We start from the raw sequence: 26,074 nt of genomic DNA, 5'->3' as shown, positions 1-26,074 counted from the left end.
TGTGGTACAATAATGAGAGGAGGTAAATATGGAGAAATCTGTTTTTAAGTCGAATATATATAAAGTGCTTGCATTGAGCAATGAGCAGGAGGGCAGGTTCAATCGTCAGCTGGGGCTGGAACTGTTGGACTGTTGCGGAGAGGATGTACCGTGGATCGAGTTTCGCTACAAGGGAACAGAAGCACACCGCAATCCGTATGGGGGTATCCATGGAGGAATCATCAGTGCCCTGGCGGATACCTGCAGCGGCATGGGAGCGGTGGCTCTGACCGGCTGCTATGTGACCACCACAGACCTGCATATGAGCTTCATTCGGGCTATGGCAGGGACTCATTTCCGCATCCATGTGGACTACACCCATATCGGGCGTACACTGATCCGCTGTATGGGGAAGATCTACGACGAGGACACGGGGAAGCTCATGGCAACCTCCATGGCATCGTTCATGGCGTTTGATAACAAGCCACCGGGGTTGAGAGACTGATGGTGGAGAGAAAGAAGAAGAGGGTCTACGTTGCCATCGACCTGAAATCTTTTTATGCCTCGGTGGAGTGCAGGGAGAGAGGGCTGGATCCGTTGAAGACCAATCTGGTGGTGGCGGATGCCAGCAGGACAGAGAAGACCATCTGCCTGGCGGTGTCTCCGTCGCTGAAGGCATGGAATATCTCCGGAAGGGCCCGGCTTTTCGAGGTGGTCCAGCGTGTGAAGGAGATCAACGCCGTCCGGCAGGCTGAGAATGGAGGGAAGCCCTTCAGCGGGGAGTCTTATGATGACGATGAGCTGCGAGCGGACCCTTCCAGGAAACTCAGCTACATCGCTGCGCCGCCCAGGATGGCTTTGTACATGGAGTTCAGCAACAAGATCTACGATATCTATCTGCGGTTCGTGGCGCCGGAGGACATCCATGTGTATTCCATCGATGAGGTGTTCATGGACGTAACGGATTACCTGAAGACCTATGGATGTACTGCACGGGAGCTGGCCCGGAGGATGGTAGGCGAGGTTCTGGCAGAAACCGGGATCACGGCTACGGTAGGGATCGGATCTAACCTGTATCTGGCCAAGATCGCCATGGATATCTATGCCAAGCATCAGCCGGCAGACGAGGATGGCCTGCGCATGGCGGAATTGGATGAGATCAGCTACCGGCAGCAGCTCTGGAGCCATCGGCCTATCACGGATTTCTGGCGTATCGGCCGGGGGTATGCCAGACGACTGGCCGCGGTGGGCATTTACACCATGGGGGACGTGGCTCGCTGCTCGGTGGGTCGGCCGGAAGAGTTCTACAACGAGGATCTTCTGTACCGGCTGTTCGGTGTGAATGCGGAGCTGCTCATCGATCACGCATGGGGATACGAGCCCTGTACCATCGCTGATGTGAAAGCCTATCGGCCAGCCTCAAACAGTCTTGGTTCCGGGCAGGTCCTCGCCCATCCCTACGAGGTCCATAGCGCCAGGATCGTTCTCAGGGAGATGATCGATCTGCTGGTGCTGGATCTGGTGAGAAAGGGGCTCGTCACAGATCAGATCGTGCTGACAGTGATGTACGACATCGAGAACCTGAAGGATCCAGCGATCACTGCCAGCTACCATGGACCTGTGACCACAGACTATTATGGCCGTAAAACGCCGAAACACGCCCATGGAACGACGAACTTCCCACGCCTGACATCTTCTACCAAAGAAATCGTTGAGGGCGCTGTGGCGCTGTTTGACCGCATCGTGAACCCGGCACTTCTGGTGCGCCGTATCTACATCACGGCAAACCACGTGCAGCCGGAGCCACCTGCTGCAACAGAACCGGATCTGACTGGTGAACAGCTGGATTTCTTTACGGATTACGCAGCCAGGGAGAGGGCAGAGAAGGAGGCGGCAGAAGGCAGGAAACAGGAGCGCCACGTTCAGAAGGCGATTCTGGATATCCAACAGAAATTCGGCAAGAACGCCATCCTGAAGGGGACCAACCTGGAGGATGGCGCCACTACCATAGAACGGAACAAGACCATCGGAGGGCACAAGGCATGACAGAGTATGATGACCTGATCTACAGAGACAGACCTGTTTCCCGAAAGCACAAGCCGATGTCCATTGAAAATCGAGCGGCGCAGTTCGCTCCCTTTGCGGCGCTTACAGGGTACGAGGAGAGCATTCAAAAGACGGCAAAGCAAAAGGCTGATCAGTATGACGAGAAGGGGCGCCGGCTTTCGCAGATCGAAGAAGATCCGTTTGAAGACGATATAGACTGAAGAGAAGGAGAGAACATGGCACAGCAATACGATCACTATTGGTATACTGATATCAGGGAGATGGTCACTCTGAAGGACATGCTGGCAGGAAGCGTAGAGCTCTACGCGGATCGTCCTGCCTTCTGGGTGAAGGAAAAGCGCGGGGCAGCATATCGGCCCATCAGCTACGCACTGCTGCAGCATGACGTGAACGCGCTGGGCACAAAGCTATCGGCAATGGGCCTTGCCGGCAAGCCGGTCGCGGTCATGGGACAGAACTGCTACGAGTGGATCGCCACCTATCTGGCGGTGATAAACGGCATAGGGGTGGTCGTGCCAATTGACAAGGAACTGACCGGACCAGAGGTGGGAAACCTTATGGAAACGGCGGAATGTGATACCATCTTTTGTACCAAGGAAGAGTTTCGCAAGCTGCGGGGTCTGCCGGCGGTGAAGCAAGCGGTGGTCATGGAGTTTTACGGCGACCGGGCGGAGGTTGATCAGAAGCCGGTCTCGGGAGTCGATGACATCGGAAAATACCGGGATATGCTTCGGGAAGAAGGTGAACCACCGGTGCAGGTATGGGCCTGGCGGGAGCTTTTGGCAGAAGGAGAGGTGCTGCTGGCGGAGGGCCGTAGGGATTACGTGGATACTGTGATCGATCCGGACGCGCTGGCGGCGATCCTGTTTACCTCTGGAACCACAGGAAATCCAAAGGGAGTCATGCTTTGTCACCGGAACATTACGATGAATATCATGGATGTGTGCCGGATCGCTTATATCACTCCGGAGGATAAGACTTTGTCGCTGCTGCCTATCCATCACACCTATGAGTGTACGCTGGGGATGCTGCTGGTGCTCTATCGAGGGGCCAGTACAGCGTTCTGCGAAGGCTTCAAGTACATCTCCAAGAATATGCAGGAGGTGCATAACACGGTGATCATCGTGGTGCCCAGGGTGCTGGAGATGATCTACGGGCGTATCCAGAAGAGCGTGGCCAAGGGTGGCAAGGAGAAGATGTTTGGACGGATCATGAGGCTGAACCGCAGGTTGCGGCGCATGGGGATCAATGTGAGCCGCCGGATTTTCCATCAGATCATCGATGAGCTGGGAGGAAACCTTCGGATCGTTATTACCGGGGCGGCAGCGCTGTCACCTGAGATCAACCGGGCTTTTGAGGATTTCGGCATCATCGTCCTGCAGGGCTACGGCATGACGGAGTGCACTCCGTTGATCTCGGGCACGCCTATGAGCGCCCCAAAAGAACGCTATCAGAAAGCGGGATCTGTGGGTGTGCCGGTGCATACAGGTGAACTTCGGATCATCAACAAGGATGAGGATGGCATCGGCGAGGTGTTGTTCCGCGGACCGAACGTAACGATGGGCTATTATAAAATGCCGGAGGAGACAGCGGAGGTCATCGACCAGGATGGTTGGCTGCATACCGGCGATCTGGGCTACATGAAAGACGGATGGCTCTTCCTGACGGGGCGCTGCAAGAACGTGATCGTCACCAAGACAGGCGAGAACGTGTATCCGGAAGAGGTCGAGGAAGTGATCGGTGCCAGTCCCTTTGTGGAAGACTGTATGGTCTTTCCTTATAACGACAACGGAGAGGAACTGGTGGGCATCCAGATTCTTCCCCAGAAGGAAGAACTCCGGGAGAAGTTCGAAAGAGAACTATCGGAAGAAGAACTTGGCGATTTTATGACGGAGCTGATCAAGGAGAAAAACCAGGAGTTGGCTGTCTACAAGCGGATTCGTAAGGTGTTCGTAAGGAAAGAAGACTTTGTCCGGACCACCACGAGGAAGATCAAACGACAGGACAATATGTATGTTGACGAGCGTGTCAGAGGGTGTGTCAGAGGGGACGGTTCTTTTTGACACACTTTCGTGAGGAGAAAATGCACAAGAGGGGGATGCGCCCCCTCTTGTGCATTTTTTACGTATTATAGAAGTGTGTCAAAAAGAACCGTCCCCTTTGACACACCCTTTCTGCAGTGCCCGGATTTTCAGGGGCAGGGAGAAGAGGTTGATGAATCCTTCCGCATCGCTCTGATCATAGACATCATCTGCACTGAAAGTGGCGAACTCTTCGTTGTAGAGCGAGTAGGGGGACTGACTGGCCACAGGCCATGCAGTGCCCTTGTAGAGTTTCATTTTCACCTTGCCGGTCACCTTCTCCTGGGTAACATCCACGAAAGCGGAGATAGCCTCACGGAGAGGCGTATACCAGAGTCCGTCATAGCAGAGCTGGGCGAACTTCTGGGCCACGATGGACTTGTATTGCATGGTGTCTCGGTCCAGAATCAGTTTCTCTAGATCTCTATGGGCAGCAAACAAGATGGTGCCGCCCGGCGTCTCATAGACCCCTCTGGATTTCATCCCTACCAGCCGGTTCTCGATAATGTCGATGGTCCCGACACCGTTCTGGCTGCCCAGCTCGTTGAGCCTGGTGAGGAGGGCGATGGGATCCATCGCCTGATCATCAATGGCGACAGGCACACCTTTCTCGAAGGTGATATCCACGAACGTCGGCACATCCGGCGCTTCCTCCGGTGTGCAGGACAGAACATGGATGGTATCCTTGTGGAGATTCCAGGGGTCCTCAAGCTCCCCGCCTTCATGGCTGATATGCCAGATGTTTTCATCCCTGGAGTAGATCTTCTCGGTGGTCTGTTCGATGGGAATGCCATTTGCGGAGGCGTACTCGATCAGATCCTCTCTGGACTGGAAGTCCCAGAACCGCCAGGGGGCGATGATCTTCAGAGAAGGATCGATGGCATGTGCGGACGTCTCAAACCGAACCTGGTCATTTCCCTTGCCGGTGCAACCGTGACACAGGGCAGAGGCACCCTCCGCATGCGCCAGCTCCACCAGTTTCTGAGCCATCAGAGGTCTTGCCATGGAGGTGCCCAATAGGTAGTCTCCCTCGTAGATGGCGCCTGCTTTCAGAGTCGGGTAGATATAATCTGTGATGAATTCTTCTCTGATATCGATCGTAACGGCCTTCGATGCGCCGGTAGCGATCGCTTTCTTCTCTACGGCATCGAAGTCTTCTCTCTGTCCGGCATCGCAGCAGGCTGCGATAACTTCATAGTCATACTCGTTGATCAGCCATTTCAGGATGACGGAGGTATCGAGTCCACCGGAATAAGCAAGGATCACCTTTTCTTTTGACATGGTCAGACTTCCTTTCTGAATAAAAAAATCTAAAAATTAATAAATATTAAAGTGCATAACTACTATATCACATAAATAAGCAAGAGGCAAGGGGATTTTGTGATAAAATCCAAATATTCTCAAAAATAATGGTATAATTTGATACAAAACACACATTTTTTATACATTGTATGAATAAAAGTACAATGAGCGGAGCGTTGGCGTTGACGCATCCTGCAAGGCCGTTATATAATAAGACCATGAGTAAACAAAGGATCGAGCTGCTGGCACCAGCCGGCGGCGTAACGCAATTGATCGCTGCCGTGGAAAACGGTGCGGATGCGGTGTACCTGGGGGGACGACTGTTCAATGCCAGGATGAACGCCGGGAATTTTGACGACGAGACTATGCAGCAAGCCATTGACTACGCCCATCAGCATGGGGTCGCGGTCCATGTGACACTGAATACGCTTCTCCGGGAGGAAGAGCTCCCGGAGGCGCTTAAGTACGCGGCTTTTCTGTACGCAGCAGGGGTGGATGCGCTGATCATTCAGGATCTGGGGCTGGCGAAACTCATTCATCAGTTCATGCCAGATCTGCCGCTTCATTTTTCTACGCAAGGGACGACTTACGATCTGCGTGGAGTCGAGGCGGCTGTCCGGTTAGGGTTTTCTCGGGTCGTGCTGGCGAGGGAGCTGTCCCTGACTGAGATTCGACAGATTTGTAAGGGAACAGACGTAGAGATCGAAGTCTTTTGTCACGGCGCGCTTTGTGTATGCTATTCTGGCCAGTGTCAACTTAGCCGTTTTTTCGGTGGCCGGAGCGGTAACCGCGGTGCCTGCGCTCAGCCCTGTCGCCTTCCTTATGAGACGGTAGGAGGCCAGGGGAATGTGCGCTATCCGCTGAGTCCCAAGGATCAGTGTCTGATCGACCACCTGGGGGAGTTGATCGAAGCCGGTGTCCGCTCGTTGAAGATCGAAGGGCGCATGAAATCTCCTGAGTATGTTGGCACAGTAGTGGCAATCTACCGAAAGTATATTGACAACTACTATAGAAGCGGTCACTGTCGCGTTTCTGAAGAGGATAGAGAAGCGTTGGCCCAGATATTCAACCGGGGCGGCTTCACGGATGGGTATCTGCGAGGGAATGATGGGATGGAACTCATGGCCGGAGATATCCCGAAGCACCAGGGGATCTTCGTCGGCACGGTGAAGGCCCGCATTAAGGGAACGGCATTGGTCGACATGGCTTTGTCCAAGCCCCTTGCGAAGGGGGACAGTATCGAGATCCGCGGGCGATCGGTGGAAGGCTGCTTTGTGACCTGGCTGGAGAAACGCGGGCCGCTCTGGCGGATCGGAGACATCGATGGGGAGGTACATCCGGGGGACAAGGTCTATCGCCTCTTCTCCAAGTCACAGCTCGTGTCGGTGCGACGAACTTTTCAAGGGTTTTCGCTGAGTGGCGATAGCACAAAGCCTACCGCCTGCCGTACCAGGGTGTCTGCCCGTGTGATCGGGAAGGGAGAGAATCTGGAACTGGTACTGAAGCATGAGAGCGGGCGCACGGTTCAGGTACCTGCTGCTCTTCACGGTGATATGGAACTGGACGAGGAACGGCTGGCTGCTGCCCTTCGAAAAACCGGCGCAACGGCGTTTACGGTGACCAAAGTTGATATACGAGGGCGTTTTCTGGGAGGTCTGCGCGTGGCGGAGATGAATGCTCTGCGCAGGCAGGGAATGGCTGTGCTGGAGGATGCGCTGCGAGTGAGACGGCTGAAACCAACCTGTTGGTACCAGCCTATGGAAACCAGAAGAGAAGGGCAGATTACGGAGCGATATCTCTGGGAGTTGCCAGACGTTGAGAGGACAACGGATCCCGAGGATTTGTACAGAAAGCAAGACCAAAAGGAAGTTCTGGTGGTGCCGGTGAAGTATTTCGTGGAGAAGGATGTCCAGCTTTGTGAGGGGAAAACAGTAATCCCGTGGATATCCAATGTGACCAGAGGAGAAGAATCGAACTGGTTGGAAGAACACTTTGATCAGGTGGTGGAAGCATGCCGGGAGACAGGCGTCTATGTGGGGAATCTCTCGTGGATCGCACCCTTTCGCGAAGCTGGGGTGCCGGTTTACGGCGACTTCGGATTGAACGTGTACAATAGTCAGGCAGAAGCGGCGCTGGCCTCCCTGGGGGTGGAGCATTGTGTGGACAGTCTGGAAGCTGTAGATTTCCGAGAAGCGGGGAAAGTCCCACTTATGACACTGCAGCATACGCCGGATGGCGAACGGCTTCTGGCGAAAAGACACGAGGCACTTCGTATCCTTCGGAGGCCGGATTCAGACCAGACGTTGCTGGTACCCGAAGAGGGCGAGTGTGCTGTCGTGCGCGGAAACCTGTACCGAAGCGGTGTGCGAAGGGTATATGGAATATGAATTGATCAGAGTTGGTAAGCGTAAGCAAGATATGCAAAAGGCGGCCGATTGTGGCCGCCTCTTTTAGCATGGATTTTATTCTTGGTGAAGAGTATTTGGGTAGGTTGGATTATGCATCCAGTTCTCCCAGAGCCTCTTCCTTCTCTCTCTCTCTTTCTCTCAGGATGTGCTCGTATTCTTCGTCGGTCATCTTCATCATGGTGATACCGGTGAATCCGTAGAAGATGGATACCAGAGGATTGATGAGGTTCAGGAAAGCGAAGTAACCATATCCGCCCTTGCCCCATGTCGGGACGCCCAGGAACTTCTGCATGGTAGCACCGCAGGTGTTCCATGGTACGAGGGAGGATGTGATCGTTCCGGAGTCCTCCAGACATCTGGACAGGTTACGCGGAGCAAGCTTCATATCCTCGTAAGTGGTCTTGTACATTCTTCCCGGAAGTACGATAGCCAGGTACTGGTCTCCTGCGATGACGTTCATCAGGATGCAGGAGAATACGGTTGCGGTAACCAGTCCGCCGCGGCCCTTGGCCACCTTCAGGAAGGACTGTGCGATCGCGCCCAGCATTCCGGAAGCGTCCATGATACCGCCGAAGCACATAGCGCAGAGGATCAGGTTGATGGTCCACATCATGCCGTCCATACCGCCTCTGCCGTCCAGCAGCTGCTCTACGTTGTACTCACCGGCAATCTCAGGAGGTACGGTAGTAGCTGCCTGCAGGGCTGCAAACTCGTCGTTGGACAGATCCATCAAACCGCCCGCATCCGGATTGATGGATGCGATGGCATCTGCGTTGGTGGTCTCCCAGTTGGTGAAGGTGTCAGTGTAGGACGGAACCTCATATCCATAGTGCATGATTCCCGGCCACTCTGCCAGAGTTACTCCGTTGAAGATGGATCCGATGATCAATCCGGCGATGATGCCTGCTGTCAAGCCCGGGATCGCAGGGATCTTCAGGGCGACGATCAGGATAACCAGGATCGGTGGGATCAGCATGAACAGATTGATGTTGAAGTTGATCTGGCAAGCTGCTCTCATCGGCTCAACGATATCCATGGTGCCGGATCCGCTTATGTTCTTGAATCCCAGGATCAGGTACAGGATCAGCGCGATGAGCAGAGATGGAGTAACAGTGTAGATCATGTGGCTGATATGGTCGAACAGGGTGGCTCCTGCCATAGCAGGAGCTAGGTTGGTGGTATCCGACAGCGGGGACATCTTGTCACCGAAGTAAGCGCCGGATACGACTGCGCCTGCTGCCATACCGGTCGGGATGCCCAGACCGGTAGCAACACCGATCAGCGCAACGCCGATGGTGCCTGCGGTGGTCCAGGAAGAACCGGTAGCCAGTGCTACGATGCAGCACAGCAGGCAGGCAGCAAACAGGAAGATGGACGGCTTCAGGATGAGCAGTCCGTAGTAGATCATAGCCGGGACCACACCGGCAGCGACCCAGGCGCCGATCATCAGACCGACTTCTGCCAGGATCAGCATAGCCTGCATGGAACGGTTGATGGAGGCCAGCATGCCGGCCTCGAGGAATGACCATTTGTAGCCGTTAGCCGCGGCTACAATTGCAGCGAATGTCGCTGACGTTAAAAGTGCGATGTGTACTTCGCCATAGTCACAGGCGAACGCATCCCCCAAAAGCATTCCGAGGATGCCCAGGCAATACATAAGTACGATGATGGTTACGAGAAACACCACGTATGCTTGCCATAGAGGTATCTTTTTACCCATAATAAGTCCTCCTAAAATAAGACAAGTTTTGTAATAAAATAAAACCAATGCTAATTGCATCTATTATTATAGATTATTATTGGGTTTTTGTCAAGATTGTGGGAATTATGTGAAAAAGGGTCGGTATTGTTGGAATTTCAATATTTGCGGAGGATACTTTTGCGCTTTAATGTGATACCAAAGTATACCCTTAGGGGGAGGGTAAAGAGGAACAGGTATCGGTTGGTTGTGCAATGTATATAATATATAATAATGTAGGAACAGGTTGGTTTTCGAGGGAAGAAAGTGTTGAGGGATGTATACCCTGACCAGAAGAAGAGTTCGATTCCATCAAACGGGATGGTTCCGGGAAGTCAGCATATGAGGTAGGAGATTCGGAAGGGTGCGCAGCCATACAGAGGCGGGGGAGGGAGAACCGAAAAAAAACTTTCAGAAAACCAAAAAAAGTTGTTGACATGAGTGTCGGAGAGTGGTATAGTATTTACTGTTCGCGGTAAGCGGGCGCGGGCGAAAGTCCGCTGAACATTGAAAACTCCATAGACAGAAATCTAGTAGTCAAACAAGACAATTACAGGTTACATGTTAACCAACCTGGATCATTGAGACATGAATGATCCCCAAGATTTCCAAAACAGTAATACGGTAACAAGAGACGCAAGCGTCTGACCGGATACAAACGGAAAGAGATGATAACGCGAGAGCGTTAACATACCATTTTCATTAAGAGTTTGATCCTGGCTCAGGATGAACGCTGGCGGCGTGCTTAACACATGCAAGTCGAGCGAGAATCGCTCTGATGACGCTTCGGTAGATTCAGGGCGAGGAAAGCGGCGGACGGGTGAGTAACGCGTGGGAAACCTGCCCTTCACAGAGGGACAGCCGAGGGAAACTTCGATTAATACCTCATAACGCATCGAGGTCGCATGGCTACGATGCCAAAGATTTATCGGTGAAGGATGGTCCCGCGTCTGATTAGCTAGTTGGTGAGGCAGCGGCTCACCAAGGCAACGATCAGTAGCCGGCCTGAGAGGGTGAACGGCCACATTGGAACTGAGACACGGTCCAGACTCCTACGGGAGGCAGCAGTGGGGAATATTGCACAATGGGCGCAAGCCTGATGCAGCAACGCCGCGTGAAGGAAGAAGGCCTTCGGGTCGTAAACTTCTGTCCAAAGGGAAGAACTCTGACGGTACCTTTGGAGGAAGCCCCGGCTAACTACGTGCCAGCAGCCGCGGTAATACGTAGGGGGCAAGCGTTATCCGGAATTACTGGGCGTAAAGAGTACGTAGGTGGCCCTGTAAGCGTAGGGTTTAAGGCGACGGCCCAACCGTCGTTCGCCCTGTGAACTGCAGAGCTTGAGTGCTGGAGGGGAAGGCGGAATTCCTAGTGTAGCGGTGAAATGCGTAGATATTAGGAGGAACACCAGTGGCGAAGGCGGCCTTCTGGACAGTAACTGACACTGAGGTACGAAAGCGTGGGTAGCAAACAGGATTAGATACCCTGGTAGTCCACGCCGTAAACGATGAGCACTAGGTGTCGGGCTCATAAGAGTTCGGTGCCGGAGCAAACGCATTAAGTGCTCCGCCTGGGGAGTACGCACGCAAGTGTAAAACTCAAAGGAATTGACGGGGACCCGCACAAGCAGCGGAGCATGTGGTTTAATTCGAAGCAACGCGAAGAACCTTACCAGGGCTTGACATCCCTCTGAAAGACCGGGTAATGCCGGTCCCCTCTTCGGAGCAGAGGAGACAGGTGGTGCATGGTTGTCGTCAGCTCGTGTCGTGAGATGTTGGGTTAAGTCCCGCAACGAGCGCAACCCTTGCCGTTAGTTGCCATCATTAAGTTGGGCACTCTAATGGGACTGCCGGAGACAATCCGGAGGAAGGCGGGGATGACGTCAAATCATCATGCCCCTTATGTCCTGGGCGACACACGTGCTACAATGGCCGTCACAGAGGGAGGCGACGGAGCGATCCTGAGCGAACCCCCAAAGGCGGTCCCAGTTCGGACTGCAGGCTGAAACCCGCCTGCACGAAGCCGGAGTTGCTAGTAATCGCGGATCAGCATGCCGCGGTGAATGCGTTCCCGGGTCTTGTACACACCGCCCGTCACACCATGGAAGCCGGGGGTGCCCGAAGTCGGTCAACTAATCAGACTGCCTAAGGCAAAACTGGTGACTGGGGTGAAGTCGTAACAAGGTAGCCGTATCGGAAGGTGCGGCTGGATCACCTCCTTTCTAGGGAGACACTGGATACTGTCTATGGGTTTTATGGGGAATTAGCTCAGATGGGAGAGCACCTGCTTTGCACGCAGGGGGTCAAGGGTTCGAATCCCTTATTCTCCACCATTAACTTCTGCGGAAGTTAATATGTACCTTGAAAACCGAATAACTTGCAAGAAATGCATCACAGTAAGAGATCGAGATCAATATCTGAAAGGTATTAGTAAGTAAAGACTAAGCAAGAGGGTATGAATCTACGATTTCAACCGAGAAGCCAGGAGAAGAACAACGTAACAGTATGTTCTTTGACAAAGCAAGAAAGACCATACATGAGCGCCATGTATGGCAAGCTAAGAGAACCGAGAGGAACTCAATTGGCCAAGCAAAGAAGGGCATAAGGTGGATGCCTTGGCACTGGGAGCCGAAGAAGGACGTGACAAGCTGCGAAAAGCTACGGTGAGGAGCACATATCCGTTGACCCGTAGATGTCCGAATGGGGGAACCCGGCTGAAGTAATGTTCAGTCATACCGTACTGAGTCAAGCAGGTACGGATAAGGTAACGCGGGGAACTGAAACATCTAAGTACCCGCAGGAAGAGAAAGCAACCGCGATTTTCCTAGTAGCGGCGAGCGAACGGGAAAGAGGCCAAACCAGGTGCTTGCACCTGGGGTTGAGGACTGCCAAAGGATGTTGACATGTTAGCAGAACATGGTTGGAAAGTCAGAGCATAGAGGGTAACACTCCCGTATGCGAAAACATGAGACACAGGGCAGGATCCAGAGTAGGGCCGGACACGTGGAACCCGGTCTGAAGCAGGGGGGCCCACCCTCCAAGCCTAAATACTACCCAGTGACCGATAGCGAATAGTACCGTGAGGGAAAGGTGAAAAGAACCCCGGGAGGGGAGTGAAAGAGAACCTGAAACCATATGCCTACAATCGGAGGGAGCGAAAGTGACCTCGTACTTTTTGTAGAACGGGCCAACGAGTTATGGTATGCAGCGAGGTTAAGGTGCTGGAGCACCGGAGCCGAAGGGAAACCGAGTCATAACCGGCGAAAGTTGCATGCTGTAGACCCGAAACCGGGTGACCTATCCATGTGCAGGTTGAAGTGTCCGTAAAAGGACATGGAGGACCGAACCCGTATCTGTTGAAAAAGGTTGGGATGACGTGTGGATAGCGGTGAAATTCCAATCGAACCCGGAGATAGCTGGTTCTCCCCGAAATAGCTTTAGGGCTAGCCTCGTGTGGTGATACCTGGGGGTAGAGCACTGAATGTCCTAGGGGCCTTCACCGGTTACCGAAGACTATCAAACTCCGAATACCAGAATATCAAACACGGGAGTCAGACTATGTGTGATAAGATTCATGGTCGAAAGGGAAACAGCCCAGACCGTCAGCTAAGGTCCCAAAATGCAGATTAAGTGGAAAAGGATGTGGGGTTGCACAGACAGCTAGGATGTTGGCTTAGAAGCAGCCATTCATTCAAAGAGTGCGTAATAGCTCACTAGTCGAGTGACCCTGCGCCGAAGATGAACGGGGCTGAAATCTGTTACCGAAGCTACGGATACCTATGGGTATGGTAGGGGAGCATCGTATGCGGGCAGAAGCTGTTCTGAAAGGGATGGTGGACTGCATACGAGAGAGAATGTTGGCATGAGTAGCGCAAGGCAGGTGAGAATCCTGTCCACCGAAAATCTAAGGTTTCCTGAGGAAGGTTCGTCCACTCAGGGTTAGTCGGGGCCTAAGGCAAGGGCGAAAGCCGTAGTCGATGGACAACAGGTAGATATTCCTGTACCACCGAGTACCGTTTGAGCGAGGCGGGGACACGGAAGGATAAGCTGAGCACACCGTTGGTAGAGTGTGTCCAAGCGTCGAGGCAGGTATGGTTTAATCATCATAGCGAAACTGAGGCGCGATGGGGTGACGAAAGAGTCTGAAGCAGCTGATTTCACGCCGTCAAGAAAAGCCGCTAGCGAGGTACAAGGTGCCCGTACCGCAAACCGACACAGGTAGATGAGGAGAGAATCCTAAGGTGAGCGAGAGAACTATTGTCAAGGAACTCGGCAAAATCACCCCGTAAGTTCGCGAGAAGGGGTGCCAGCGAGAGCTGGCCGCAGTGAAAAGGCCCAGGCAACTGTTTACCAAAAACACAGGTCTCTGCGAAAGCGTAAGCTGAAGTATAGGGGCTGACGCCTGCCCGGTGCTGGAAGGTTAAGGGAAAGTGTCAGGGCAACCGAAGCACGGAACTGAAGCCCCAGTAAACGGCGGCCGTAACTATAACGGTCCTAAGGTAGCGAAATTCCTTGTCGGGTAAGTTCCGACCCGCACGAAAGGCGTAATGATCTGGGCGCTGTCTCGACAATGGACTCGGTGAAATTGTAGTGCCGGTAAAGATGCCGGCTACCCGCAGCAGGACGGAAAGACCCCATGGAGCTTTACTGCAGCCTGATATTGAGCCTCGGCGCTGCATGTACAGGATAGGTGGGAGACAGAGAACTGAGTACGCCAGTATTCAGGGAGTCACCGTTGGGATACCACCCTTGTAGTGTTGGGGTTCTAACCGCGTATCATGATCTGGTACCGGGACAGTGGCAGGTGGGCAGTTTGACTGGGGCGGTCGCCTCCAAAAGAGTAACGGAGGCGCCCAAAGGTTCCCTCAGCGCGGACGGAAATCGCGCGAAGAGTGCAAAGGCAGAAGGGAGCTTGACTGCAAGACAAACAGGTCGAGCAGGGACGAAAGTCGGGCTTAGTGATCCGGTGGTACCGAGTGGAAGGGCCATCGCTCAACGGATAAAAGCTACCCTGGGGATAACAGGCTGATACCCCCCAAGAGTTCACATCGACGGGGGTGTTTGGCACCTCGATGTCGGCTCGTCTCATCCTGGGGCTGGAGTAGGTCCCAAGGGTTGGGCTGTTCGCCCATTAAAGAGGTACGCGAGCTGGGTTCAGAACGTCGTGAGACAGTTCGGTCCCTATCCGCTGTGGGCGTTGGAGATTTGAGTGGAGCTGTCCTTAGTACGAGAGGACCGGGACGGACTTGCCTCTGGTGCACCAGTTGTTCTGCCAAGGGCACAGCTGGGTAGCTACGCAGGGACGGGATAAGCGCTGAAAGCATCTAAGTGCGAAGCCCCCCACGAGAAGAGATCTCCCCCGCAAGGTAAGGTCCGTGGGAGACTACCACGTTGATAGGTCGGAGGTGGAAGTGCAGTAATGTATGGAGCTGACCGATACTAATAGACCGAGAGCTTGGCCAGCAAATGGCAAAGAAGGTGAGTGAGCGGACTTGCAAGGTTATTCGGATTTGAGGGTACCAACTCTCAGAAAAATGATTGAATCTGGTGGCAATAGCGAAGAGGTCACACCTGTTCCCATCCCGAACACAGTAGTTAAGCTCTTCAGCGCCGATGATACTCGGTGGGAGACTGCCCGGGAAAGTAGGACGCTGCCAGTTTCGACAGAAGACAGATCGCTACGGCGGTCTGTTTTTTTTAGGCTGGAGGCGCGCGGACCTTTGAGAAGGCCGTTGCGTGACCATGGATTTTCCTTGCGCTCCGTTGCCTGGGGGATGCTGCCGGAAGCCGTTTCCGTCAAAAGTATCTTACTCGTATTCTGACGGAATTCAAAGGGAGATTATTGGTTGATTCGAGTTCGAAACACCGTCTGTTGTGCCAGAGAGTGGGCCATTTGAAAGGGAAAAGGTACCACTGGGGCTCGTTTTTCCTTGCAGAGATGCATATTGCGCCTTTCTGAGGAAAGTAATTAGCAGAACATGGTAAAAACCGGGTGTCCGTTTCCGTCAATTATTCGATGTGCACAGGATGACGGAAAATGCTCGCCTGAAACAATGCTTCCCGAAAGCTCGTCCTGAAAATGCTCGCCTGGAACGATGCTCCTCCTGAACAATGATCCCATGGAACGATGCTTCCCGATTCCTTGGGATACCTCTCACCAATCGTAAGCCGGCATCCCAGGGAACCTGCCGCATGCCCGCAGGTTTGGACGGATATGTTTTGTGAAAACATTCTCTTCTTTGCGATCGCAGGATAAGCTGAAAACATTGAAAACTCTGAGGTTTCGTGATACAATAATATGTCGAGTTATATTTAAAGGACTGGAGGGTGGACATGTTCGTATTAAAAATCATATTTGCTATCATGGTTACCGTACCCTTTGGTTTTGTTGGATACATCCTTTATACCAACCTCTTGTCGGAAGGAAGAAGGAAAGGTCAATAGGGAGATCTACATGGAGAGAGGACTATTCATTAGCTTTGAGGGACCGGATGGTTCCGGCAAATCGACACAGATTGAGTATCTGAAGGAATATTTTCTGGAGAGGGAGATTGCCTGTGTTTTTACACGGGAGCCAGGTGGTACTCACATTGGTGAGGAGATTCGGGAGATCATCCTGGATAAGCAGAATAACGATATGACAGATCTGACAGAGGCTTTTCTTTATGCTGCCAGCAGAAGTCAACACGTGGAGCAGGTGATCCAGCCGGCCCTAGAGGCAGGCAAGGTGGTGGTTTGTGACCGCTTTGTGGATTCCTCCATCGCTTATCAGGGATATGCCAGAGGTCTGGGTGACCTGGTGGAAGAAATCAACCGTTATGCCACCGGAAACCTGTTGCCAGATATTACTTTTTTTATCGATGTAGATCCTAAGGTCGGGAAGAGGCGTATTTCTTCTGGCGAGCGTGATCGGTTGGAGAGTGAAAAGATCCGTTTCCACAGAAAGGTCTATCAGGGATATATTGCTATGGCAGAGAAGGATCCTGATCGAATCGTCACCGTGGATGGTTCAGGTACCCGAGAGGAGATGCGAGATTTCATTATGGAACATCTCACTGTTGTCCTTAAAGAACGGGGGATGCTATGAGTCTCTCCGCCTACAGAGATCTTGGAAATGCAGCGGACACTGTCTCCAGCGCGATCTTGCATGGGATGGTTCCGCACGCATATATCATAGAGGGCGATCACAATACGGACAAGTCTGGGTTTGCGCGAGCCTTTGCGAAAGCATTGCTTTGTGCCGAGGCGCCGGGCGAAGGTTGTGATCAGTGCAGGACCTGCCGGAGGATCGACAGTGGAAACTACGAGGATCTCTACTGCATTGGTCCTGAGGCAAGCCGTTCAGGCAGTGTTGCTTCTATTCGTGATCAGGCAGCAGAGGATCTGCAGAACCGGTTGCGGCTCAAGCCGACGGGTGGGGACAGAAATATCGCCATAGTGGAAGGCGCTGATCATATGACGGTGCGCGCACAGAATCGTTTTCTGAAGACCCTGGAGGAGCCGTCCGAAGGGACGGTGATCATGCTTCTTTCGGAGAACGTGGAAAATCTTCTGCCGACCATTCGATCTCGGTGCATAATTCTTCGTTTGGGAGCACCGACATCATCGGTGGAACACGAGATGGGACGGTTTGCTGCAGAGATTCTGGAGCAAGTGAGCCAGAAGTCCTTTTTCTTTGATATACAGAAGGCGCTGGATAAGCGAGTTAAGGATAGACAGAGCGCAGACGCATTTCTGGATGCGCTGGAGGTCGTTCTGAGCCAGGCAATGAAGGATGGTGGCAGCAGCTTCAGTCGCGGCGCCATAGCAGAAGCGATCTCCCTTGTGGAACAGGCGAGGATGGATATCCGGAGAAATGTAAATCAGAAATATGCAATCAGAAGTCTGATTTTAAAATTGGAGGAATTTTAATGGTTAATGTTGTTGGAGTCAGGTTCAAGACAGGCGGAAAGGTTTATTATTTCGATCCGGGAGAGTTTGTACCTGAACCAGGGGCCGGGGTGATCGTTGAGACAGCCCGGGGGCTTGAGTTTGGCACGGTGACCATGGGGATCACAGCCGTCAACCGGAAGGACATCTCCAAACCCCTGAAAAAGATCGTCCGAATCGCAGACGAGAAGGATATCGCCAGACACGAGGAGAACGAGAAAAAGAAATCTAAGGCCATGGCCATATGCCAGGAGAAGATACACAAGCATGGTCTGGAAATGAAACTGATCGACGTGGAGTACACCTTTGATAACAACAAGGTGATCTTCTATTTTACAGCGGAGGGCCGGGTGGACTTTCGCGAGTTGGTGAAGGATCTGGCCAGCACCTTCCGTATGCGCATTGAACTGCGTCAGGTAGGGGTCAGAGATGAGGCAAAGATCCTGGGGGGCGTGGGTTCCTGTGGAAAGGGACTGTGCTGTGCTACGTGGCTGAAGGCTTTTGAGCCTGTTTCCATCAAGATGGCGAAGGTGCAGAACCTATCCCTGAATCCTTCCAAGATTTCCGGGGTCTGTGGCAGACTTATGTGTTGTCTGAAGTACGAGAACGATATGTATCTGGAACTTCGAAAAGATATGCCAGACCAGAACGAGAGAGTCATGACTTCAGAAGGTCTGGGCAAGGTCATCGAGTCCGATGTGATGCAGGGACGGGTGAAGGTGCGTATTTACAGCGATGAGAAGGGGGATAACGGCGAGCTCAAACTGGGCTCTGATGTGTTCGTGTTCGGCAAGGATGAGGTTGAGAGGATCAATAAGAAGGGAGCACGAAAACCAAAACCGGAGGAGCCGCCTAAACAAAAGGCTGGAGCATCTGAAGAGGAAGGAGCCTCCGCTGGAGCAGAGGAGGCCGGTGGAAAGAGCCGGAACAGGAATAGAAGAAGACGTCGCAGAGGAAAAAAGAATGGAAGTAAACCTGCACAGCCGCAGGCTGAATGATTCCGAGCACACGGGGCTGCGTGTTGATGAGATCGGGTTCGGTAACATAAGGATTCTGCAGGATCCTTGTGGATTCTGCTACGGTGCGGATGCGGTGATGGTTGCATGGTTTGCGGCAGAGATTCTGGGAAGAACCAGAAATTGGCCGCGAAGGCTTTGCGATTTGGGCACGGGGAACGGGATCATCCCACTGATCCTCTCGCACAAAACCGGGATCGCAGAGTTCACAGGGCTGGATGTACAGGCACGGAGCATTGAACTCGCCAGGCGGAGCACCGAAATGAACGGGCTGGAGGACAAGCTGCGATTCCTGGAAGGGAATGTGGCGGAACTTACGAAAGACTCTCCGTTACTGGAAGCCATGGGAGGGGAGCACAGTTACGATGTGGTGATATCCAACCCACCGTACACCGAGAACCATGGGGGCATGAAGTGTGAGGACGATGCTCGCATGATCGCAAGGCATGAAGTACTTGGGAGTCTGGAGGATTTCTTGCGGGGAGCATCCTTGCTTTTGGCAGACAAGGGGGATCTTTTCCTGGTTCACCGTCCTTCCCGTATGGTGGATGTGATGTACACATGCAGAGCATTTCAGTTGGAGCCGAAAACATTGCAGCTGGTGAGCGGGAAACCGAAGGATGTTCCGAATATCATGCTTCTCCACTGTGTACGAAACGGAGGAAGGGAATTGCGAGTACTGCCTCAGCAGTATACCAGAGAAGAAGACACAGGGGAGTATTCTCCTTGGATGAAAAAAGTTTACGGAATTTTTTGAAAATTTCGTTTTAGAGGTTGCTATTTTTTGGAAATAATAATATAATGTACCAAAGGAGGTCCGTATGATTACGATTAGTGTGAAATATACTTTGATTTGTCTTGTTTTGCTTGCATTGCTTGTGCTGCTTGTTGTTCTTTGTATTGTTGCGGTGAATCTGATCAAGACAGTAAAGGAACTGAATAAGGTACTGGATGATGCCTCTGTTGTATCGGAGGTAGCTGCCAACACAGCGAATCAGGTGGATGGGATCGTTGCAGATGTGAGCGCAACGGCAGGACAGTTACGGTCCGGAACCTCTGATGTGGGCGTATTTGGTGCAGTCAGCAATGTGGCTAAGGCAGTGTCTTCAGTCGCAGGCGTAAGCCGTGGCAGCAAGAATAAGGAAGAAGGGCATAAGCAGAGAAGGAAAGAAAGGAAATAGGAGGTAGGTCATGAAGGCAACTGGGATAGTTAGACCCGTAGATGCCCTGGGAAGAGTGGTGATTCCGGTGGAACTCAGGAGAAATCTGTCGATCAATACAGATGACTCCTTGGAGATCTTTGTGGATGGTCAGTACATCATGCTGAAAAAGTATGAGCCTTCCTGCATATTCTGCGGAGAGATGGATGATATCAGACAGATTCACGGGAAGAACGTGTGTGGGAAATGCATTGAGGAAATGAAGAAACTATAGGTGAAGGGCATCAAGTCCAAATCTTAAGAATTATTAACCTGTCTTTGGGGCAGGTTTTTTTGTGTGGAACTTGCACGAACAGCAGATTACAGGTATAATACTATCAAGCGTAGAGCGCAATTTTTTGTTGTGCCCGTTTTTGAAGGGCATGGCCCTGGATACGAAGTCGAGATACTTTGCAGAGCGCGAAGCAGAAGATAGATGGAGGATATTGTGGCAAGATTTCTGGTACAGAAAAGCGAGCCGTTGAACGGTGAGGTGAAGATAAGCGGCGCCAAGAACGCTGTGCTTCCCCTGATGGCAGCGGCACTCCTGAGTGAGGGGACCTGTAGGATCATGGAGGTCCCTCAGCTGAAGGACGTGGAGGTCATGAAGGATATTCTGATCTCCCTGGGAGCAACGATCGAGGAAGTGGAAGAAGATATTCTGGATATCAGTTTTCCGGATGTGATAGAGAACGAGGCGGATTACGACCTGGTCAGCAAGATGCGGGCCTCCTTCCTGGTGATGGGACCTCTCCTGTCCCGCACGGGAAGAGCCAAGGTTCATATGCCGGGAGGATGCACCATCGGCGCCAGGCCTATCGACCTGCATCTGAAGGGCTTTCGAGCTCTGGGGGCGGAGATCATACAGAAGGATAACTATGTAGAGGCTATCGCTCCGGAAGGCGGTTTGGTAGGGGAGAGTGTCTACCTGGATTTCCCAAGTGTCGGAGCCACGGAGAACATCATGATGTGTGCGGCACTGGCGCAGGGCACGACCTACATCGTCAATGCAGCAGAGGAACCTGAGATCGTTGACCTGGCCAACTTCCTGAACAAGATGGGGGCCAGGATCAAGGGCGCAGGTACCGATACCATCAAGATCGAGGGAGTCACGTCCATGAAGGGCGCTTACCATACGGTGATTCCGGACAGGATCGAGGCCGGTACGTTTATGCTGGCAGGCGCGATCACACGAGGGCAGATTCTGATCCATAACATCGTGCCAGATCACGTCAAGCCCATCACCGCCAAGCTTCGGGAGTGTGGCGTAATCGTAGAGATGGGAGATGAAGGTATGTACGTGGTGGCCGACCAGAAGCCACTGCGGGCTACCGATATCAAGACGCTTCCCTATCCGGGATTCCCCACGGACATCCAGTCCCCGTTTATGGCTTTTCTGACCACCGTGGAAGGATCCAGCACTGTCATCGAGACCGTGTTCGAGAACCGGTTCATGCACGTAGCAGAACTGAACCGTATGGGTGCAAACATCAAGACATCCGGCAACAAGGCCATCATCCACGGCGGCAGGCATCTGGAGGGTGCTCAGGTCATCGCGACAGACCTGCGCGCAGGCGCGGCACTTGTGTTGGCCGGCCTGGTGGCAGATGGCACCACCGAGATCTCAGAGATCTACCACGTGGAGCGCGGATACGAGAAGTTTATCAACAAATTCAAAGCGCTGGGCGCAAGCATACTTAGAATCGACGATTGATCACAGTTAATGACGATTAATGGAGGGGAACTATGGCCGATATCAAGTATCTGGAGCTTCTTTCCAAGGAGTTTCCAAACATCGAGGCAGCATCTGCAGAGATCATCAACCTGAACGCGATCCTGAACCTGCCCAAGGGAACAGAGTACTTTCTAAGCGATCTGCACGGCGAGCACAAAGCATTCATCCACATGCTGAAGAGTGCTTCCGGCACCATCAAGAGTAAGATCGATGAACACTACGGGGGAGTGCTCAGTGAACAGGACAGGGATGATCTGGCCGCGCTGATCTACGACGCCAAGAACGAGATCAAGCGGCGCAAGAGGTCTGAGGCAGACTTTGACCAGTGGTGCACGACGGTGATCTATCGGCTGATCACCATCTGCCGGTCCGTATCCACCAAGTACACCAGATCCAAGGTCAGGAAACGCCTGCCCAAGTACCTGGCTTACGCCATGGACGAGCTACTGCACGCAGACGATGAGGCCAACAAGAACCACTACTACGAATCTATCATACGGTCGGTTGTGGACTGCGGCATCGCAGAGGAATTCATCATCAAGATGGCGGACACCATCGGTGCGCTGGCAGTGGATCAACTGCATATCATCGGAGATATCTTTGACAGAGGGGCACACCCGGATGACATTCTTGATTTTCTCCTCGATTACCCCAACAAGGTCGACTTCCAGTGGGGGAACCATGACATTGTGTGGATGGGAGCTGCCACCGGAAACTGGGCTTGTATTACCAATATCCTCCGACTGAACATGGGGTACAACAACTTCGACATGCTGGAAGTGGGCTATGGGATCAACCTGCGTCCGCTGGCAGTGTTTGCAGCGGACGTTTACGGTGATGATCCCTGCACTAAGTTCGTCCCCAAGGTATACGATGTGAACAAGGACGATCCCATCGAGCTGGAACTGGCAGCCAAGATGCACAAGGCTATCGCGATCATGCAGTTCAAGTGCGAGGGACAGAGGATCATGGCACATCCGGAATACGAGATGGAGCACCGTCTGCTGCTGGACAAGATCAACTGGGAGAAGGGGACGGTCACTATCGAAGGGACGGAATACGAGATGGCAGACATGAATCTGCCTACCGTAGATCCGGAGCATCCTTATGAACTGACTCCAGAGGAGGAGGCCGTGCTGGAGGCACTGGAGGCCTCGGTAGTCAAGTCAGACAAGCTCCAGAAGCATATCCGCTTCCTGCTCGACAACGGCGCGATGTATGCGAAGATCAACGGGAACCTGCTCTATCATGGCGCAGTTCCCATGGAACCGGACGGTTCCTTTACAGAGGTCAATCTGGACGGGAAGAGCTATAGCGGCAAGGCTTTGTTTGACTATCTGGACGAGCAGGTGCGCGCCGCCTACTTCTACCCCGATGAGGCGAAGGAGTCCGGCCGGTCGGGAGATCTGATGTGGTATCTCTGGGAAGGGAAGAAATCTCCCTTCTTCCTGAAAGACAAGATGACGACTTTTGAGCGTCTCTTTATCGCGGACAAGGCTGCCCACAAGGAGCATACAGGAGCCTACTATACGCTGATCAAGGAGAAGTGGCCCTGCGAGAAGATCCTGGTGGAATTCGGTCTGGATCCTCACCGCGGGAAGATCCTGAACGGTCACGTCCCCGTGAAGATCAAGGACGGTGAGAGTCCCATCAAGGGCGGAGGCCTGCTGTACGTCATTGACGGAGGCATCTCCAAGGCCTATCAGAAGCAGACGGGCATTGCCGGGTATACCTTCATCTTCAATTCCCGTTTCATGGCTCTGGCGGAGCATAAGCCGTATTCCCCACTGCAGCCGGACGGCACCCAGGAGTTCCATTCTCCGGTGATCAAGGTGGTGGAGACGCTGCCAGAACGAATGATGATCATCGATACCGATCAGGGTGCGGAACTGGTGGATCAGGTGGAACAGCTGAAGGATCTGGTGGCTGCCTACAGGCGCGGCCTCATCAAGGAAAGATACTAAGGAGCACGGGCGTCCTGAAGGCGCCCGTGAATTATTGAGGAGAACCATGTTACCGAGACTGATCAGAGAAATGACGATACGTGAGAAGACCGCCAGAGCACTGGAACTTCTCTCTGGAGAGGAGGCGACCTCAGGACAGGCCGCCCAGGTGGAGAGCCTGCTGGCCCGACTGGATGATGCGGATATGAACGTGACCGTGATTGGACAGTTCAAGCGCGGGAAGAGTGCTTTGTCTAACAGGATTCTGGGAGCCGACGTGCTGCCGGTGGGAATCGTGCCTATCACTTCTGCGGTGACCAAGGTGAAATACGGTGCTCCCATGGCGGAGGTTCACTTTCGCAATGGTGTGGTCACTGAGATCCCTTTTCAGGAACTCTCCGGATACATCAGTGAGCAGGAGAATCAAAACAATGCCAAGGGCGTTGCAGAAGTGGTGCTCCACACACCCTCCGAGTTCCTGGAAAGAGGATTGACCTTTGTCGATACACCGGGTGTAGGATCTTTCCACAAGAATAACACCGAGGTGGCGTATGACCACATGAAGGAGAGCGACGCAGTGATCTTCCTTCTGTCGGTGGACAGCCCCATCAACCAGATTGAGATCGATTTTCTGCGGAGCACAAAGGATTTTGCCGCCCGGTTCTATTTTGCGGTGAATAAGGTCGATACCGTCAGTGAGGAAGAATTGAAGGTATATATGGACTACTGCAGGATGCTCCTGCAGAAACTGATGGGTATGGAGGAGATCAGACTCTTTCCCGTTAGTGCCAGAACTGGCGCCGGCGTGGAGGTGTTGAAACAGCAGATCCTGGCTGACTGCAGTGCACACGCCAGGGAGATCATGGAGGACTCCTGTGCCAAGAAACTTGGGGATTTGATCCACAGCGCGGTCACCCAGCTGGATTTCTATTGGAAGGCAATGAATCTGGAATACAAGGAACTGGACGAACGGTTTGCTCAGGTGGATGAGAAGCTCTCCGAGGTGCGCCAGCGGGCGAGGGAGTGCGAGGGGGATTACATGCTCCACCTGAACGAATACAAGATGGAACTCTCAGATTGCGTGCGGGAGCAGTTTGGGATGGAGTACCACTACGATATCGATATGCTCAGGATCGGCCTGACGGAAATGGAGCAGGAGGATTTCCTGGCACAGGCAGAGTCTCTGTGCGGTGATCTGAAATCGACGTTAGACCGGATCCTTCTCTACCGGGAGGAGAACGCCTACAAGGTCTGCCACCGGATCAACGCCATCAATCGGTTGGCCAGAGAGCTCAGGCGGATCGCAGATACTCTCTAAAAACGGGACTGTCGTACACAACGGTGTATGACAGTCCCTGTTTTCTACGAGGTGAACTTGTGAGTTCTGTAGGTCAGTCCTCGATTCCAAGCAGAAGCTTGTCCAGTATGGTGACGGCATCCTCGATACAGCCATCGCAGCTGCGGAGCACCTTGCCTGTATCCACGCCCTTGATTTCCCGGCAGATGACAGAGCCGTTCATGGACAGAAACTCGTCGTGTGCCTGACGCATCAGCGCATAGCACTCCCGCTTGGTGCCGGGCTTGTCCATGTTGCCATCGGAGGTTTTCATGCCGATGACGGCAGCCATACCGGTGACGGCACCACAGGTATCCATACATCCCATCCCAAAACCAAAGGCTTCCATCATTCGAAAGACGGTCTCCGGATCGAATCCCAGAACATTGCAGTAGGAACAGGCGACCGCCTGTGCGCAATTAAACCCCTGGTGATGAAGTTTGTAAGCAAGTTCTTTTCTGTTCATAATTCCCTCCCGTAAGTTATTTGGACTATTATACCACTTTTTTTACTGGAAAGGTATAGATATTCCAAATTATCAATTGACAAAAAAGTACCTATTTGTTAGAATGATTCATGTGTATTAAAAAATATACAAAATGGTTGAGTTTTTTCTAACGATACGTCTGAATGTACTTGTTGACGGGAGAGTAGAGAAATGAAGAAATTACAGTTAGAATTGCTCGGGAACTGTACGATCCGCTACGGCGATCACGTAATTGGGGACGCCCCCAGAAAGGTATGGATCCTTTTTGAGTGCCTCTATGTGAATAGAGACAGATACGTGAGCATGGACGAGATCACACGAGTTCTTTGGAGCGGGAAGACGATGGCGAACCCAGCCAATTCCATCAAGGTCTTGGTGTTTGAGCTTCGCAACAGGCTGGATGAGTTTGAGAAGGATTTCGGGAAGGCGATCATCCAGAACATCAACGGTGCTTACCGATTGAGCGATGCCTTCCAATTCGAGTCGGACGCAGAGAATTTTGAAAAGGCTGCGTTGCGCGCTACCGGAAAACTGGATGAGGAGAGTCAGCGGGAGGACCTGCTGGACGAGGCAATTGACCTCTACAAGGGAAATGTAATCCTGATGGACGAAGATTGCTACTGGCAGAAGGTGATCCGGCAGCATTATGCAGAGCTGTTTGAGAGAGTCGTTCTCCTGAAGATGGACATTCTCAGTCAGAGTGGCAGGGAGAAGGAAGCGAAGGCTTTGTGCGAGAAAGCATACATTACTAATCCGTTGAGCGATGTGCTCAGGGAACGAGTAGAGAAGTTATCTGAAGCGGAGTAAGGGTGTATAGTTATTCTTGTGAGGGGGGGATACTCCCCCCTTTTTCTTTGC

Annotated in this window: 18 protein-coding genes, 1 tRNA gene and 3 rRNA genes; 19 read left to right on the top strand and 3 right to left on the bottom strand. The window is 52.7% G+C overall.

Features of this window, described 5'->3' with window-relative positions; all coding sequences use genetic code 11:
* Positions 1-28: 28 nt before the first annotated feature.
* The 4 genes from P156_RS12790 to P156_RS11745 are packed head-to-tail and all read left to right on the top strand — an operon-like array spanning position 29 to position 4,109.
* Positions 29-484 (top strand): PaaI family thioesterase, encoded by a 456-nt coding sequence (locus P156_RS12790; protein WP_051600707.1) that lies wholly within the window; start codon positions 29-31, stop codon positions 482-484.
* Positions 484-2,025 carry a DNA methylase gene (locus P156_RS0105760; protein WP_034802297.1) on the top strand — a complete coding sequence of 514 codons (1,542 nt, stop codon included), beginning with the start codon at positions 484-486 and terminating at the stop codon, positions 2,023-2,025. The genes P156_RS12790 and P156_RS0105760 overlap by 1 nt, the downstream gene beginning before the upstream one ends.
* Complete coding sequence (locus P156_RS11750) at positions 2,022-2,246, top strand: hypothetical protein (protein ID WP_034802294.1); 225 nt, start codon at positions 2,022-2,024, stop codon at positions 2,244-2,246. Before P156_RS0105760 ends, P156_RS11750 begins: the two co-directional genes overlap by 4 nt.
* Before the next feature lie 15 nt (positions 2,247-2,261).
* On the top strand, positions 2,262-4,109 hold the full coding sequence (locus P156_RS11745; protein ID WP_051600705.1) for a long-chain fatty acid--CoA ligase: 1,848 nt from the start codon (positions 2,262-2,264) through the stop codon (positions 4,107-4,109).
* Between the two features lie 78 nt (positions 4,110-4,187).
* Here the strand turns inward: P156_RS11745 and P156_RS0105745 are convergent, their stop codons facing one another.
* On the bottom strand, positions 4,188-5,408 hold the full coding sequence (locus P156_RS0105745; protein ID WP_027869309.1) for an argininosuccinate synthase: 1,221 nt from the start codon (positions 5,406-5,408) through the stop codon (positions 4,188-4,190).
* A 170-nt stretch (positions 5,409-5,578) separates the two neighbouring features.
* Here P156_RS0105745 and P156_RS12785 point away from each other — a divergent pair, with 170 nt between their 5' ends.
* Positions 5,579-7,816: a U32 family peptidase gene (locus P156_RS12785; protein WP_081818465.1), complete on the top strand. Its 2,238-nt coding sequence runs from the start codon at positions 5,579-5,581 to the stop codon at positions 7,814-7,816.
* A 109-nt stretch (positions 7,817-7,925) separates the two neighbouring features.
* Here P156_RS12785 and P156_RS11735 read toward each other — a convergent pair whose 3' ends face one another.
* Entirely contained in the window at positions 7,926-9,557 is a 1,632-nt protein-coding gene (locus P156_RS11735; RefSeq protein WP_051600700.1) for a Na+/H+ antiporter NhaC family protein, read from the bottom strand.
* A gap of 716 nt (positions 9,558-10,273) precedes the next feature.
* Between P156_RS11735 and P156_RS11730 the strand changes: the two genes are divergently transcribed.
* The 13 genes from P156_RS11730 to P156_RS12775 all read left to right on the top strand — a co-directional run bounded on the left by P156_RS11730 (position 10,274) and on the right by P156_RS12775 (position 24,711).
* Positions 10,274-11,793 (top strand): 16S ribosomal RNA (locus P156_RS11730).
* Between the two features lie 35 nt (positions 11,794-11,828).
* Positions 11,829-11,904 (top strand) — tRNA-Ala (locus tag P156_RS0105725).
* Positions 11,905-12,154: 250 nt separating this feature from the next.
* Positions 12,155-15,034: ribosomal RNA gene (locus tag P156_RS0105720) — 23S ribosomal RNA — on the top strand.
* 80 nt (positions 15,035-15,114) lie between these two features.
* A 5S ribosomal RNA gene (gene rrf, locus P156_RS0105715) occupies positions 15,115-15,231 on the top strand.
* Together the 16S, 23S and 5S rRNA genes with 1 tRNA gene alongside form the textbook arrangement of a ribosomal RNA operon.
* A 794-nt stretch (positions 15,232-16,025) precedes the next feature.
* Entirely contained in the window at positions 16,026-16,658 is a 633-nt protein-coding gene (gene tmk / locus P156_RS0105705; RefSeq protein WP_027869308.1) for a dTMP kinase, read from the top strand.
* On the top strand, positions 16,655-17,482 hold the full coding sequence (locus P156_RS12780) for a hypothetical protein (protein WP_051600698.1): 828 nt from the start codon (positions 16,655-16,657) through the stop codon (positions 17,480-17,482). The genes tmk and P156_RS12780 overlap by 4 nt, the downstream gene beginning before the upstream one ends.
* Positions 17,482-18,498 (top strand): stage 0 sporulation family protein, encoded by a 1,017-nt coding sequence (locus tag P156_RS11720; RefSeq protein WP_081818464.1) that lies wholly within the window; start codon positions 17,482-17,484, stop codon positions 18,496-18,498. The genes P156_RS12780 and P156_RS11720 overlap by 1 nt, the downstream gene beginning before the upstream one ends.
* Positions 18,464-19,273, top strand: a complete 810-nt coding sequence (locus P156_RS0105690) for a tRNA1(Val) (adenine(37)-N6)-methyltransferase (RefSeq protein ID WP_051600696.1) — start codon at positions 18,464-18,466, stop codon at positions 19,271-19,273. The genes P156_RS11720 and P156_RS0105690 overlap by 35 nt, the downstream gene beginning before the upstream one ends.
* Positions 19,274-19,337: 64 nt before the next feature.
* A complete protein-coding gene (locus P156_RS0105685; protein WP_027869306.1) occupies positions 19,338-19,697 on the top strand; it encodes a hypothetical protein in 360 nt (119 codons plus the stop codon).
* A gap of 10 nt (positions 19,698-19,707) precedes the next feature.
* A complete protein-coding gene (locus P156_RS0105680) occupies positions 19,708-19,950 on the top strand; it encodes an AbrB/MazE/SpoVT family DNA-binding domain-containing protein (RefSeq protein ID WP_027869305.1) in 243 nt (80 codons plus the stop codon).
* 213 nt (positions 19,951-20,163) lie between these two features.
* The gene (murA, locus tag P156_RS0105675) at positions 20,164-21,429 is read left to right on the top strand and encodes a UDP-N-acetylglucosamine 1-carboxyvinyltransferase (RefSeq protein ID WP_027869304.1); all 1,266 of its coding nucleotides are present in this window, start codon (positions 20,164-20,166) and stop codon (positions 21,427-21,429) included.
* A 32-nt stretch (positions 21,430-21,461) separates the two neighbouring features.
* Entirely contained in the window at positions 21,462-23,414 is a 1,953-nt protein-coding gene (locus tag P156_RS0105670; protein ID WP_027869303.1) for a fructose-bisphosphatase class III, read from the top strand.
* 46 nt (positions 23,415-23,460) lie between these two features.
* Positions 23,461-24,711 (top strand): dynamin family protein, encoded by a 1,251-nt coding sequence (locus P156_RS12775; protein WP_027869302.1) that lies wholly within the window; start codon positions 23,461-23,463, stop codon positions 24,709-24,711.
* A gap of 73 nt (positions 24,712-24,784) precedes the next feature.
* On the opposite strand, the gene P156_RS0105660 is transcribed toward P156_RS12775, so the two are convergent.
* A complete protein-coding gene (locus P156_RS0105660) occupies positions 24,785-25,195 on the bottom strand; it encodes a C-GCAxxG-C-C family protein (protein ID WP_027869301.1) in 411 nt (136 codons plus the stop codon).
* Between the two features lie 192 nt (positions 25,196-25,387).
* Between P156_RS0105660 and P156_RS0105655 the strand changes: the two genes are divergently transcribed.
* Positions 25,388-26,023, top strand: a complete 636-nt coding sequence (locus tag P156_RS0105655; protein ID WP_027869300.1) for a helix-turn-helix domain-containing protein — start codon at positions 25,388-25,390, stop codon at positions 26,021-26,023.
* Positions 26,024-26,074: the final 51 nt, after the last annotated feature.

The sequence above is a fragment of the Eubacterium sp. AB3007 genome (genome assembly GCF_000688015.1).
GTDB lineage: Bacteria > Bacillota > Clostridia > Peptostreptococcales > Anaerovoracaceae > Aminicella.
This window is presented reverse-complemented; position numbering and strand designations above follow the sequence as displayed.